Annotated in this window: 11 protein-coding genes; 5 read left to right on the forward strand and 6 right to left on the reverse strand. The window is 69.0% G+C overall.

Features of this window, described 5'->3' with window-relative positions; genetic code table 11:
• Nucleotides 1-49: 49 nt before the first annotated feature.
• Entirely contained in the window at nucleotides 50-802 is a 753-nt protein-coding gene (locus tag ACFY3L_RS29550) for an ABC transporter ATP-binding protein (protein WP_389331002.1), read from the forward strand.
• Nucleotides 787-2,526 (forward strand): hypothetical protein, encoded by a 1,740-nt coding sequence (locus ACFY3L_RS29555; protein ID WP_389331005.1) that lies wholly within the window; start codon nucleotides 787-789, stop codon nucleotides 2,524-2,526. The genes ACFY3L_RS29550 and ACFY3L_RS29555 overlap by 16 nt, the downstream gene beginning before the upstream one ends.
• On the opposite strand, the gene ACFY3L_RS29560 is transcribed toward ACFY3L_RS29555, so the two are convergent.
• The 3 genes from ACFY3L_RS29560 to ACFY3L_RS29570 are packed head-to-tail and all read right to left on the reverse strand — an operon-like array spanning nucleotide 2,507 to nucleotide 6,380.
• Nucleotides 2,507-4,498 carry a hypothetical protein gene (locus ACFY3L_RS29560; RefSeq protein ID WP_389331008.1) on the reverse strand — a complete coding sequence of 664 codons (1,992 nt, stop codon included), beginning with the start codon at nucleotides 4,496-4,498 and terminating at the stop codon, nucleotides 2,507-2,509. The genes ACFY3L_RS29555 and ACFY3L_RS29560 overlap by 20 nt on opposite strands.
• Nucleotides 4,495-5,649: a purine phosphorylase gene (locus ACFY3L_RS29565; protein WP_389331011.1), complete on the reverse strand. Its 1,155-nt coding sequence runs from the start codon at nucleotides 5,647-5,649 to the stop codon at nucleotides 4,495-4,497. Before ACFY3L_RS29565 ends, ACFY3L_RS29560 begins: the two co-directional genes overlap by 4 nt.
• The gene (locus ACFY3L_RS29570; RefSeq protein ID WP_389331014.1) at nucleotides 5,646-6,380 is read right to left on the reverse strand and encodes an NUDIX domain-containing protein; all 735 of its coding nucleotides are present in this window, start codon (nucleotides 6,378-6,380) and stop codon (nucleotides 5,646-5,648) included. The genes ACFY3L_RS29565 and ACFY3L_RS29570 overlap by 4 nt, the downstream gene beginning before the upstream one ends.
• A 173-nt stretch (nucleotides 6,381-6,553) precedes the next feature.
• Here ACFY3L_RS29570 and ACFY3L_RS29575 point away from each other — a divergent pair, with 173 nt between their 5' ends.
• Complete coding sequence (locus tag ACFY3L_RS29575) at nucleotides 6,554-7,165, forward strand: hypothetical protein (RefSeq protein WP_389331017.1); 612 nt, start codon at nucleotides 6,554-6,556, stop codon at nucleotides 7,163-7,165.
• Between the two features lie 73 nt (nucleotides 7,166-7,238).
• Here ACFY3L_RS29575 and ACFY3L_RS29580 read toward each other — a convergent pair whose 3' ends face one another.
• Complete coding sequence (locus ACFY3L_RS29580) at nucleotides 7,239-8,006, reverse strand: hypothetical protein (RefSeq protein ID WP_389331020.1); 768 nt, start codon at nucleotides 8,004-8,006, stop codon at nucleotides 7,239-7,241.
• 224 nt (nucleotides 8,007-8,230) lie between these two features.
• Nucleotides 8,231-9,679 (reverse strand): argininosuccinate synthase, encoded by a 1,449-nt coding sequence (gene argG, locus ACFY3L_RS29585; RefSeq protein ID WP_389331023.1) that lies wholly within the window; start codon nucleotides 9,677-9,679, stop codon nucleotides 8,231-8,233.
• Nucleotides 9,680-9,789: 110 nt separating this feature from the next.
• On the opposite strand from argG, the gene ACFY3L_RS29590 reads away from it, so the two are divergent.
• Together ACFY3L_RS29590 and ACFY3L_RS29595 are read left to right on the forward strand one after the other, a co-directional pair.
• On the forward strand, nucleotides 9,790-10,119 hold the full coding sequence (locus ACFY3L_RS29590; protein WP_389331026.1) for a DoxX family protein: 330 nt from the start codon (nucleotides 9,790-9,792) through the stop codon (nucleotides 10,117-10,119).
• Nucleotides 10,120-10,121: 2 nt separating this feature from the next.
• Nucleotides 10,122-10,973, forward strand: a complete 852-nt coding sequence (locus ACFY3L_RS29595) for an RNA polymerase sigma-70 factor (RefSeq protein WP_389331029.1) — start codon at nucleotides 10,122-10,124, stop codon at nucleotides 10,971-10,973.
• Between the two features lie 203 nt (nucleotides 10,974-11,176).
• Here the strand turns inward: ACFY3L_RS29595 and ACFY3L_RS29600 are convergent, their stop codons facing one another.
• Entirely contained in the window at nucleotides 11,177-12,466 is a 1,290-nt protein-coding gene (locus tag ACFY3L_RS29600) for a cellulose-binding protein (RefSeq protein ID WP_389331032.1), read from the reverse strand.
• Nucleotides 12,467-12,547: the final 81 nt, after the last annotated feature.

Genomic DNA, 12,547 nt, shown 5'->3' on the forward strand with positions numbered 1-12,547 from the left:
GTAGGCAGGGGCAATCCGCTGGGGTCGATCCGTCCGTAGCGTCGTCGGCATGGAAACGGCGTTGGATATTCGGGGGCTGGTCAAGCGGTTCGGGGACAAGGTCGCCGTGGCCGGGGTTGATCTGACGGTGCCGCGGGGGTCGTTCTACGGGCTGGTTGGGCAGAACGGGGCCGGGAAGACCACGACCCTGTCGATGGCGGTCGGGTTGCTGCGGCCGGACGATGGCTCGGCCAGCATCTTCGGGGCGGATGTCTGGGCGGCGCCCGCGCAGGCCAAGGCGCTGGTCGGGGTCCTTCCCGACGGGCTTGCCATGCCGGAGCGGCTGACGGGGCGGGAAGTGCTCACGTACCTCGGGCTCCTGCGTGGCATGCCTCGGGACGTCGTGGCCGAGCGGGCCGAGGAGCTTCTTGCCGTGCTTGAGCTTGATACCGCCTCGAAGGCGCTGGTCATTGAGTACTCGACGGGGATGCGGAAGAAGATCGGGCTGGCGACGGCGCTGCTGCACGCGCCGCGGTTGCTGGTGCTGGACGAGCCGTTCGAGGCGGTCGATCCCGTGTCGGCGGCGACCATCAAATCCATCCTGCGTGGGTTTGTGGCGGGTGGCGGGTCGATCGTGCTGTCGAGTCACGTGATGGCGCTGGTCGAGCAGCTCTGCGATCACGTGGCCGTCGTCGATGCGGGCCGGGTGGTCGCTGCGGGGCCGCTGGACGAGGTGCGGGGCGGGCGGTCGTTGGAGGACACGTTCGTCGGGCTGGTGGGCACCGAGCAGACCAAGAAGGAGCTGTCGTGGCTGTCGAAGTGACCATGGCGCAGATGAAGTTCGCCATCCTGCGGCACGCCTTCCGTGGGCCGCGCGCGCAGACGGCCGGCACGGGTGCGCTGCTCGGGGCTGTGCTGGCGGCCGGGACGATCTACCTGGCCTTCGTCAACGCGGACCTCCTCGCCGCCGGGTACGCGGTCTGGATGCTCGGCTGGATGCTTGGCCCCGTGTTCATGGGCGGCGGCGACGAGACGGTCCGGCCGGAGTACTTCGCGCTGCTCGGGCTGCCTTCGCGGCGCCTGGCGACGGGCCTGCTGACCGCGGCGTTCGTCGGTGTCGCGCCGCTCGTGTTGTTCACCGCGCTGCTGGGTCTGCTCGTTGTTGGAATCCGCTCCGGTTCGGTGTTGCTGGCCGTACCGGCGACGCTGCTGCAACTCGCGGTCTTCGTGCTGCTGTCGAAGGTGTGCGTGGCCCTGGTCGGCATCGCGTTGCGGTCGCGGGCCGGTGCGATCGGTTCCGGCCTCGTCAACGGGGCGATCCTGGCGGCGCTCGGGCAGGTCTGGGTCTTCTTCGTCGCGTTCGGCGAGACCGGAATTCCATCGTTCGTTGAATATCTGCCGTCGTCCTGGGGCGTGCAGGCCGCCCGCGGGCATTGGTGGGCTCTTGCGGCGTTGGCGGCGTCGGTACTGGTGCTGCTCGCGCTCTGGGCGGCGCTGCTCGGCCGGCGCTCCCGCCCGTCGTCCGGCCGCGGCGCGTGGTCTGTGCGGCCCGCGTCCGCCGCAGGCGCCGTGGTGGCGAAGGAGTTGCTCACCTGGTCGCGTGACCTGGTCCGCAACCACCAGCTGGCGTTCGCGCTCTCCTACGGCGTCTGCTTCGCCGCCAGCCCGCTGCTCATCGGCTGGAACGGCATGCTTCCCTACGCCGGCCCCATCTTCGTGGTGATGGCCGCCGCGATGTCCTCCAACCTGTACGGCACCGACGGCACCGCCCTCTGGCTCACCCTGCTCGCCAACGCCTCCGACGTGCGTGGCCGCCAGCTCGCATTCCTCTCCGTCCAGGCCCCGCTGGCAATCCTTGTCACGTTGGTTTTCACGGCGGTCTCGGGCGGCCCGTGGCCCCTGGTCCTCGCCCTGCTGCCAGCGCTGCTGGGCGGCGCCGCCGGCCTGATCCCGCTCGTCTCGGTGTACGCCCTGATCCCCGGCACCGACCCGCACCGCCGCGCCGGCAACCCGCTGCGCACCAGCGAGAACGACGGCGGCCTGACCGGCCTGGCATACCTGATGATCGCCCTCGTCCTGCTGACGGCCGCGCCAGCTCTGCTCACAGCGATCTGGTTCGGCTGGGCGGGCGTGGCGGTCGGCCTGCTGACCGGCGCGGCGTGCTTCTGGTTCTTCGGTTCGCTGGCCGAGCGCCGCCTCGCGTCCCACGGCCCCGAGCTGCTGGACACGATGCGCACGGGCCGCAAGCCGGTCACGCAGAAGACCCTGCGGTTCGACCACATGAGCAACACCCAGAAGGCGGTTGCCGGCTGGTGCTTCGGCCTCGGCGCCATCCCCCTCGTTCCGCAGGGCATCGTCGCCGCGATCTTCGTCGCCAACGACAAGCTCCACCACAGCTGGTTCCTGGCCACCTACATGCCGGCCGGCTTCCGGTATGCGGTGGCGGGCGCGTTCATCGCCCTCGGCCTGGCCATGTACGGCACGGGCCTCTGGCTCGCCCGCCCGAACCCCCGCAACGGCCAGCTACTCACTCCATCAAGTCGCTGATGACGGTCGTGAGGTCGGCGAGTCGTTCGTCCGCCCGGCGGCGCTGATGCCTGATCCACTCCTTGCCTTCGGCGGCGATGCCCTCCAAGACGTTCAGCGTGTGCATCAGGCCGGAAGCGTCCAACGAAACCCGTGCCAGTCCTCCGGCGTCCTCGCCTGGCTCAAGCGGTCCGCTGCCGGATTCGGTCACGCGGACCGTGATCGGGTTGCCGTTCACGAGCGTGAGTTCAAAGACCTGCCGGTCGGTCGCCACTCCGTGTACGCGAACCGCCGCGACCGCGTCGAAGCGGTAGTTCAGGCGCTGTGTGGTGTGCGAGGTGCACCCCTTGAAGTCCAGCTCGATGTCGACCTGCCGTACTCCGTCATCGGTGAGGAGAAAGAGCAGCAACTGATACCGGGAGTAGCGCCACGGTCCGCGGCGGACGCGAGCGCGCTCGTACGACCGTGCGGGGGCCTCGATGAAGGTGTGCGCGATCACCTGGCTGGGGCGGAGTCGGTAGTGCCGCATCGCCGCGTCCACCAGCAGTCTCCGGTCGGCGTCCAACCATACGGCCATCTCGGCGTCGGTTGGCTTGTCCGCCAACCGCTGCTGCCAGGCCTCGAACGCGGTTTGGCGAGCGGCGAGCCGTTGCTGCTGGTCCATCGAGTCGGCTTGGACGCGCCGCCGCTCGGCAACGATGTGAAATACGGACAGCGTCCCCGTCGCCGCCGTCGCGAGCACAGCGGCGACGGACAGCGCCCAGCCGAACGGATCGGCGACGAACGCGGCCGCGGCAATGGAGTACAACCCGGCGACGACCGCCGTCACCAGACTCACTATGCACAGCGCGATGGTGCGCCATGGCGTCCGCAGTTCGGTTCGGTACGCCATGAAGGCGCCGCGCTCCCACTGCCGGCGGACATCGCTCACGAGGTGCCGGATCAGCCAGGCGATCCGGTCGGCGCCAATTCGCGATTCGCGGTAGCACGAGGTGATCTCGTTGCGGAGGCTTCGGCGGATGCCTGCCGTGTGGGCGAGCCAGGTCGCACGGTCGGTGTCGCGCGGAACGTACAGCGCGAAGTATCTGGAGAACTGCTGATCCACCTTGCGGGTGAAACCGTCCGCTGGAGGCTCTGGAATCCAGTGCCGGGGAGGCGTGTACTCGGCCTCCTTCGCAAGGAGCCGCTGGCGCCGGAAGTGCCAGTCGACTCCGGTCACAAGGGCGCCGGCCGTGCCCGCGAGGAACAGCAGAAAGGCGAGCACGGATAGTGCGGCGCCATGCTGCAGCAGCGTCCGTCCGATATTTCCGGCGGCAAGCGTGAACACCGCTGTGCTCAGCGCTGCCCCGATCCAATGGGCCGCGGATATCGCTGCCGGTTGCACCGGAGCGACCCGGGGTGGCGCGGGCGACGGCTGGAAGAACTTCCAGATTCGGCCCTCTCGCGCATTTGCCGTCTGCGCCGCCTCGGCCCGTTCGATCGAATAGCGCCAGAGCTGATCCTCGATCGGGCCCTCAAGAAGAACGCCGAGGTGGTCGAGTATCCGGTCTCGCTGTTCTGGGTGGAGGCGGATCAACTCTTTCAGGACCACGTCAACGTCGGCATTGTTTGCGGAATCGAGCAACTGGAGCATGACCCTCAGGCCAGCAGACCAGCCGTCGTCTCCATCGACGCGGACGATCCGGTCGGTGATCGCCGCCAGACTGTCGAATTCGTCGCTTCCCAGCTGGCGCAGGGTCCGGCCGCTCAGCAGGGCGAGCAGCCGGTGAAACTGGACCTCATCGGTCTCGTACCCGCGAACCACTGCCGTCTCGATGAGCTCCCGCGCCTGGGTCGGCATACGGGCATCCAGGTAGCGGACGCCCGTGCGGAATGTTTCCTCTGGTGAGGCGTCCGGCGCCAACTGATAGGTGTAGACGTTGCCGTGGATGGTCTCAGCCTGTACGCCGACGTTGGCGTTGCCGTCCGCGACGTTGGTCGCCAGTGTGGTCATGTCAGGTCCCGGACCGCACCGATGACGGCGGGCAGCCTCGTGGCCAGTTCCGCGACGTCCGTGACCAGTCCGAGCAGACGCTTGAGGGCCACCAGCAGCGAGTTGCGGTTGCGGACCGCGCCGTCGTCGATGCAGTCGTCGGCGGTGTTCAGCTCGGCCTCCGCGGCGGCTGTGGTCGCATCGTCGAGCCGCCCGTCCCGTCGGGCCTGCTCGACCAGTCCGCGCAACTCGGTGATGGCGGCCGCAAGGTCGCCGGGTTGCTCTGGCGCGAGGCCGACGACGGCGTTGCCACGGATCTGCCCTGCCTGGATGCCGACGCGTGCGTTGCCGGTGGCCATGTTCGTGGTTGTCGCTTCCATGCGTGCCCGACCGCCCATCTGCCCTGTTGTCGACTGGTTGTCCGTGCCTTCGTCGGCCAGCTCCTGTGCCAGCGCGACCGTGAACGCGGCGGCGTGTGCGGCTGCCCGCGGCTGCCAGTGCACGCCGTCAGTGACGGTCTTTGTGCCGTCCGCCCGGTCGCTGATGCCGCGGACCACGACGACCGGCGTCGCCCGATTGAGGTGACCGGCCTGCGCGACACCCGCGCCTTCCATCTCGATCGCCAGCGCATCGTTGTAGTGCTGCCGGACCCAGCGAGCCTGGTCGGAGACCGCGGAGTCCTGGACGACCTCGCCGGCGGCGATCGGTCCGAAGTGGATCCGGGGAACGACGCCGTCGGCGAGTCCGTCGGCCCAGTCGTTGCTTCTGGCGATGTGCAGCGCGATCTGGGCGGCATGGTGCGGGATCTCCCACGCCCGCGGCCTGGCCTTGAGTCCGTCGTCCTCGCTGGTGGCGCCGTGGTATGCGTAGACCTGGGTCGCGACTACGACATCGCCGAGCTGGATGCTCGGCCACAACGCTCCGGCGACCCCTGTGAACAGGACTGCGGCAGGCGAGAACTCTGCCATTGCCCGCTCGGCCAGCACCGCCGCCGGATGGTTGCCCTTGCCGACCAAACCGAGCGCGATGCGGCAGCCGTCCTGGCCGATCCGGCCGACCTCGAACCGTGTGCCGGCCTGGTGCCGGTGCACCCGTGGATTTCTGAGCCGTGCCCGGACTGCTTCGTACTCCAGGTTCAGCGCGGTGAGGACCACGACGAGGTCGCTGCTCATGGATGCTCCGCTTTCTCCTCGGTGGGGCCGGTCGGTCGGATCATCGGTGGATGCAGCACCATCTGCGGATCGGCGCGGAACAGCCGCGCGGGTCGCCCGGCGTCGGTCCGGCGCACCGCTCCCACGGGGACGATGAAGTCGTTGACGCTCTGGACCTTGCGGTAGAAGTTGCGGGGATCGAGGGCAATGCCCCACACCGCCTCGTACACCTCTTGCAGCTCGGCGATCGTGAATGTCGGCCCGCAGAACGCTGCCGCGAGTGCGGAGCGTTCCAGCCTCCGCCGGGCCTGCTCGATGCCGTCGATCACGATCTCGCGATGGTCGAAGGCCAGGTCGACCGCCGACGAGAGGACCAGGTCGGTTTGAACCCAGCAGGCGCTGAAGGCATCGGTGCCCGAGACGGGCTCAGGCAGCCTCGGCGCGATGGCCAGGTAGGCCACCGAGACGACGCGGCCTCGGGGATCGCGACCTGGTGCGCCGTAGACGCCCAGCTGCTCGAGATGCAACTGGTCCGTCGCCAGCCCAGCCTCCTCCCAGAGCTCGCGGCGGGCCGCGGCGGTGAGGTCTTCCTCCCGATGGCTCAGAAAGCCGCCGGGCAGCGCCAGCGTTGCTTTGAACGGCTCGACGCCGCGCTCGACGAGCAGCACGTGCAGCGCGCCTCGACGCAACGTCAGGATCACCAGATCGACCGCGAGCATCACCTCCGGCGGCGTCCAGGAATCGTCATGCATGAATGGAGCATAGATTATTGTCAGTCTGACAGGAAGGCCTGCGGCCGGGTTTGTCGCTCACGTGTCGATGTCACGACATAACCGTTGGTGAACGGGAGCATCGCAAGGGCCGTGCTCTGGGGGTAATCGACGGCGAAGCGCCGCTGTGGAGCCCGAACAGGGAGGTCGGAGTCATGGGAGTTGTGAAGGGTCTTGCGTTGCTGACGGTCGGGGCGGTCGCGGGGGCGGCGGCGTTCGTCGGCTACGGGGCGATGTACGGGGACGTTGAGTTCGACAAGGTGGCGAACTACTCGCCGACCAAGGGGAAGGCCGAGGTCGTCAAGTTCAGGCTGGCGCCGAGCAGTGAGCAGCTGGCGAAGTGCATGCCGAAGGTCAAGGTCGACGTGAGCGTCGCGCTGGAGACCGATGTGAAGGGGTTCGACGTCTTTGACGTCAAAGTGAGCGGCGGGCCGGCGAATACGGCGTTCACCGTGTTCCTGCTCGAGGTGCCGGCGGCGCCGTTCGGGGCGGCGGAGTACGTGGGGGATGTGTTCACCGACAAGTACGGCAAGGGGCGGACCGAGCTGCGGATGATCGCGGAGGAGGCGTTCTCGTCGACGCTGGTCGGGAAGGAGCGGGTGCGCAAGGAGCTGGGGCACGTGGGGATGTGGTTCGCGGACCCGGCCGGGGACGACTTCTGCCTCGGGGCGGGTCAGGGGGCGGTGACGCCGTTCGACGGGGACGACGAGGCCGGGGTGCAGGTGTTCAACTCCGTGCCGTCGCTGCCGAAGGCACCCCTCCCGTAACCCGCGAGCCCCGGACATGGGGCGGCACCCGGGAGGTCGACCTTCCGGGTGCCGCCGTTGCTGTGCCGGAGGTTCAGTACTCAGCGGTGCGGACGTTGCCGGTAGCGGCCCGCGAGTGCACGCCGCCGTCCTGCACCGCGTAGACGCTGACCAGGTAGTACGTGTTCTCGGGGAGCCCTTCGACGAAGTGTGACATCGGCCCGGTGCCGGGGTTGGCCGGCAGCCACCAGGTGTTGCTCCTGTTCACCCGGCTCGGCTGGCCCTTGTCGTTCCAGACGACCTGGTCGTAGCTGACCGACAGGTAGAAGCCGGTCTCCGTGGTCGCGTTGTCGATCCAGTTGAACCAGAGCGAGTGAGCGGTGGCCGACACCTGCAGGTCGGTCGGCCCCGGCAGCGCCACTTTCACGTCGGTGAAGCCCAGGACCCGGTTCGCCGCGACCGGCGTGGTCCCGTCCGGCCAGTTGGCCGCCGACACAACAACGCGGTGATCGCCCGGCATCGTGGGCAGGGGGACGGTGACGTCGTACCCGTTGTTCTTGGTGCCGTTGGGCAGGTTGGCCGTGGTGCTGCCGACGATCGTGCCGTCGATGGCCACCCGCACCTGCAGCGGCCCGCCGTCGGGGTCGAGCGCCCAGCCGGTGGCCCGCACCGAGGTGCCGAGGTTGGTGAACGTCACCGTGCCGGTCGGGGAGTCGTCGGTGCCGTCCGGCGGGTCGCCGACGCACGACGGCGGCGGCACCGGGTCGTTGCAGCGGCTGACCGCGTGGGCCGCCGACGCCGGCACGAGCGCGGCGGCGCTCAGCACGGCGACCGCCAGCGCTGCCTGTATCTGTCTGCGCATCACATCACGTCCTTCATCAATCCGGACACGGGGGCAGGAACCCCCCGTATGCGGTCGCACGTTAGCCAGCGCGCGCAAGCGGTCGGATGTTGGACTCCAACCGCCTGACCTGCGAAGACATCGATCAGCGACGACCGTGATGTGTCAAGATGCCGACTGTCGGCCCGCCTGGGAACAGCGAAGCGGGGACCCGCAAAGGGTCCCCGCCGGACAGCAGATGCGGATCAGTCGGTGCCGGCCTCCATGGCGGCGGCGTCGAGGAGTTCGTCGCCCGTTGCGGCCTTGCCGCGGGAGGCGATCTCCTCCGCGCCGCCCTCGGGCATGGTGCCGATCAGGCGGGTCGACTGCTCGGTCGCGGAGACGAGCTGGCGGTGCTGGCCGCTGCCGACGATGCCGATGCGGGCGTACTGCTCCAGCTTGGCGCGGGAGTCGGCGATGTCGAGGTTGCGCATGGTGAGCTGGCCGATGCGGTCCAGCGGGCCGAAGGCGGAGTCCTCGGTGCGCTCCATGGACAGCTTGTCGGGGTGGTAGCTCAGCGCGGGGCCCGTGGTGTTGAGGACCGAGTAGTCCTCGCCGCGGCGCAGGCGGATGGTGACCTCGCCCGTGATCGCTGAACCAACCCAACGCTGGAGGGATTCGCGGAGCATGAGGGCCTGCGGGTCCAGCCAGCGGCCCTCGTACAGCAGACGACCCAGCCGGCGGCCCTCGTTGTGGTACGCGGCGACGGTGTCCTCGTTGTGGATCGCGTTGACCAGGCGCTCGTAGGCGGTGTAGAGCAGGGCCATGCCCGGGGCCTCGTAGATGCCGCGGCTCTTGGCCTCGATGATGCGGTTCTCGATCTGGTCGGACATGCCCAGGCCGTGGCGGCCGCCGATGGCGTTGGCCTCCAGGACGAGGTCCACGGCGGAGCCGAACTCCTTGCCGTTGATCGTGACGGGGCGGCCCTGCTCGAAGCCGATCGTGACGTCCTCGGGGGCGATCTCGACCGCGGGGTCCCAGAAACGCACGCCCATGATGGGTTCCACGATCTCGATGCCCGTGTCGAGGCGCTCGAGGGTCTTCGCCTCGTGGGTGGCGCCCCAGATGTTGGCGTCGGTGGAGTACGCCTTCTCGGTGCTGTCCCGGTACGGCAGGCCGTGCGCGAGCAGCCACTCGGACATCTCCTTGCGGCCACCGAGCTCGGTGACGAAGGCGGCGTCCAGCCACGGCTTGTAGATGCGCAGCGCGGGGTTGGCCAGCAGGCCGTACCGGTAGAAGCGCTCGATGTCGTTGCCCTTGAACGTGGAGCCGTCGCCCCACACCTGGACGCCGTCCTCGAGCATCGCGTTGACCAGCAGGGTGCCGGTGACGGCGCGGCCCAGCGGGGTGGTGTTGAAGTAGGTGCGGCCGCCGGAGCGGATGTGGAACGCGCCGCAGGCGAGCGCGGCCAGGCCCTCCTCGACCAGGGCGGCGCGGCAGTCGACCAGGCGGGCGATCTCGGCGCCGTACGCGCCGGCGCGGCCGGGGACCGAGGCGATGTCGGGCTCGTCATACTGCCCGATGTCCGCGGTGTAGGTGCAGGGCACCGCGCCCTTCTCGCGCATCCACGCGACAGCTACGGACGTGTCCAGGCCGCCGGAGAAGGCAATACCGACACGTTCACCGACGGGCAGGGAGGTGAGCACCTTGGACATGTCGTAAGTATATGCATCACACTGCATGGTGATGCAACTTCTTCCGCAGGGTGATGTGACGGATGACACTCGCGTGTCACGTTCGGCGCTCCGGCATCCGTCCCGCGGTCATGACTACGTCAATCACCATCGCCGCAGCGCTCTGGGTCGGGTTCTCCGCCGTGTCGGTCTTCCTGCGGGCCAAGTGGGTCGTGGAGCCGCTGGCGGCATATGGCGTCCCGGCCTCGTGGTGGCCGTGGCTCGGAGTCGCGAAGGCGGCAGGTGTACTGGGGCTGCTCGCCGGACTGTTCGTCCCGGCGATCGGCGTGGCGGCCGGGATCGGGCTCGTCCTGTACTTCACCGGGGCCGTCATCACCATCCTGCGGGCGAGGTCCTACTCGCACGTGGTGTTTCCGCTGCTGTACCTGGCGCCGGTCGCCGGCGTGCTGATGCTGTACTGATCATGATGACGGACGAGTTCGAAATCCATCGCCGGCTGCTTTTCTCCGTGGCGTACCGCATCCTCGGCAGCGCGTCCGACGCCGAGGATGCGGTCCAGGACGCGTGGCTCAAGTGGTCGGCCGTGGACCGGACGCAGGTGGGCGAGGCCAAGCCGTACATGGTCCGCATCGTCACGAACGTGGCCATGGACCGGCTCCGGTCGGCGCGGTCCCGGCGAGAGGTCTACGTCGGGCCGTGGCTGCCGGAGCCGATCCCGACCGGAAGCGAGGACGGCGGCGAGTCGCTGTCGATGGCGCTGCTCGTGGTGCTGGAGACGCTGAGCCCGCTGGAGCGCGCCGTGTTCGTGCTCAAGGAGGCGTTCGGGTTCACGTACGCGGAGATCGCCGCCGCCGTCGAGCGCTCCGAGGACGCCGTCCGGCAGGTCGGGCACCGCGCCCGCGGGCACGTGCACGCCCGCCGGCCCCGGTTCCACGCCGGTCAGGCCACCCGCCGCCAGGTCACCGAGCGGTTCTTCGCCGCGGCGACCGGCGGCGACATCAACACGCTCATGCAGCTCCTCGCCCCGGACGTCACCCTGTGGACCGACGGCGGCGGCAAGGTGCGCCAGGCGACCCGCCCGGTCACCGGCGCCGCACGGGTCGCGGCGTGGTTCGCGACGCTCGGCCAGCAGTCGTATCAAGGGGTGGAGCTCGCCGACATGAGCATCGACCTCGTGGAATTCAACGGCGGACCGGGAATCGTGTTCCGCGGCGCCGGTCGGGTCATCGGCACCATGACGCTCGACCTCGACGACCAGGGGCGCGTCGCCGGCATCTACAACGTCGCCAACCCCGACAAGCTGCGGGCGCTCTGAAACTTTCCCGCCCCCGCCGCAGGTGCCGTGCCGGCACGACACCCGCGGCGTTGCCGTCGTGAGGCGGGCGGCCCTACCGTGCGCCGCATGCGTCACCTTCTCGTCGCGGTGCTGGCCATCGGGCACGGTCCTGGCCGGTGCCTCCGCGACCCTGCTGATCCTGACCGCCGGCTGAGCTCCCGACTCAGCGGCTGTGCCCGACGTCAGTACCCGTAGCGGCTCTTCAGGTGGCGCCACCAGTCCCGCAGCATCCAGGCGTCGAACTCGGTGATCGACGTGGCCGAGCCGGCCTTCATCAGGAAGCCGCCGACGCCGGTCGGCGTCCAGTCGTAGAAGTCGTCGAGGCCGAAGCTATGGCCTATCTCGTGCAGCAGGATGTGGATGTTGTCGTTGTTGAGGGCGCCGACGAAGTACTCGCTGCCGACGCGCTGGCCCCAGTCGCCGCCGGCGCCGCCGCTCATCCCGGCTGTCAGCCACAGCGACATGTCGTAGTGGTGCGAGGCGCCGCCGGGGCAGTTCGGGTAGTTGCCGCTCTGGTTGAAGAACCGGCCGCACGGCTCCGAGCACTGCGGCGCGTTCTCGCGGATGTTGTTGACGTACACGTCGACGGAGTTGTCGGACCACTGCAGCGTGGCCCGGTCGCGGACCGCCCAGCCGACGACCTTCAGCTGCACGTTCTGGTATGGCCAGCCGTTGTGCCCGGCCATCACGTCCATCCACTTCTTGAACTGCCGCGCCAGCGAGGCGTGGATCTGGTCGCGCAGCGCGGCGCTCACCGGGGCGCTGGAATCCCAACGGACGCAGTAATTGATGCTGCCCTTGTTCGCGAAAACCTGGTCCCAGCCGTAGTTGCGGAACCCGTACGGGTTGGAATACGTCGACTCGACGTGCTGCCAGACCTCGTTGAGTGGGGTGACGAGGTTCGCCGGCGGGTTCCAGCCGCTGGTCGGCGGTGGCTGGGTGCCGATCGCGGTGCTGTACGCCCTGAACTCCAGCACCCCGACCGACGCGGCGCCGCTCTGCAGGACGAGCCGCAGCCGGCTGGTGCTGACCGGGGTGAAGTTCACGGCGTTGTACTGGTTCACGGCCGTGCCATAGCCCGACGCGCCGGCCACGTCCACATAGGACGAACCGTTCCACGACTGCAGGCGCCAGCTGCCGGGCGTACGGACGCCGCCGCCGTCGTCGAAGAAGTAGATATCCGCTGAGCGGATGGATTGCGTCGACGCCCACGTGAGCAGGACCCACTGCTCACCGGTGTTGGGCCACGTTCCCCAGCGCCGGTTCACGGTGTCGTTGGAGGTCGCGGGGTCGATGCCGTCGTTGACCGCGGCGATGCTCTCCCAGGGCGAGGTGTACGAGGCGCTGGCGGTGGCCGATCGGGCCAGGTTGTCACTCTGTCCGGGCGCCGACTGCGCGGCGGTGCCCGCCACCGCGACGCCGCCGGCGAGTACCACGAGGGTGGCGAGGGGCAGGACGAGTCTTCGCAGCATGAGCACGGTTCCTTCCGTTGCTGGTTCCGAAATCCTTTTCGGCACCGTGGCAACGTTGCTCACGCTTGTCAATGCTCTCGG

It is taken from the genome of Dactylosporangium sp. NPDC000521, assembly GCF_042898305.1.
In the GTDB taxonomy this organism is placed as follows: Bacteria; Actinomycetota; Actinomycetes; order Mycobacteriales; family Micromonosporaceae; genus Dactylosporangium.

Coding starts and splice junctions, on each gene's coding strand:
- ACFY3L_RS29550 (WP_389331002.1), top strand. CDS start 50: ATGGAAACGGCGTTGGATATTCGGGGGCTGGTCAAGCGGTTCGGGGAC.
- ACFY3L_RS29560 (WP_389331008.1), bottom strand. CDS start 4,498: ATGACCACACTGGCGACCAACGTCGCGGACGGCAACGCCAACGTCGGC.
- ACFY3L_RS29565 (WP_389331011.1), bottom strand. CDS start 5,649: ATGAGCAGCGACCTCGTCGTGGTCCTCACCGCGCTGAACCTGGAGTAC.
- ACFY3L_RS29570 (WP_389331014.1), bottom strand. CDS start 6,380: ATGCATGACGATTCCTGGACGCCGCCGGAGGTGATGCTCGCGGTCGAT.
- ACFY3L_RS29575 (WP_389331017.1), top strand. CDS start 6,554: ATGGGAGTTGTGAAGGGTCTTGCGTTGCTGACGGTCGGGGCGGTCGCG.
- ACFY3L_RS29580 (WP_389331020.1), bottom strand. CDS start 8,006: ATGCGCAGACAGATACAGGCAGCGCTGGCGGTCGCCGTGCTGAGCGCC.
- argG (WP_389331023.1), bottom strand. CDS start 9,679: ATGTCCAAGGTGCTCACCTCCCTGCCCGTCGGTGAACGTGTCGGTATT.
- ACFY3L_RS29590 (WP_389331026.1), top strand. CDS start 9,790: ATGACTACGTCAATCACCATCGCCGCAGCGCTCTGGGTCGGGTTCTCC.
- ACFY3L_RS29595 (WP_389331029.1), top strand. CDS start 10,122: ATGATGACGGACGAGTTCGAAATCCATCGCCGGCTGCTTTTCTCCGTG.
- ACFY3L_RS29600 (WP_389331032.1), bottom strand. CDS start 12,466: ATGCTGCGAAGACTCGTCCTGCCCCTCGCCACCCTCGTGGTACTCGCC.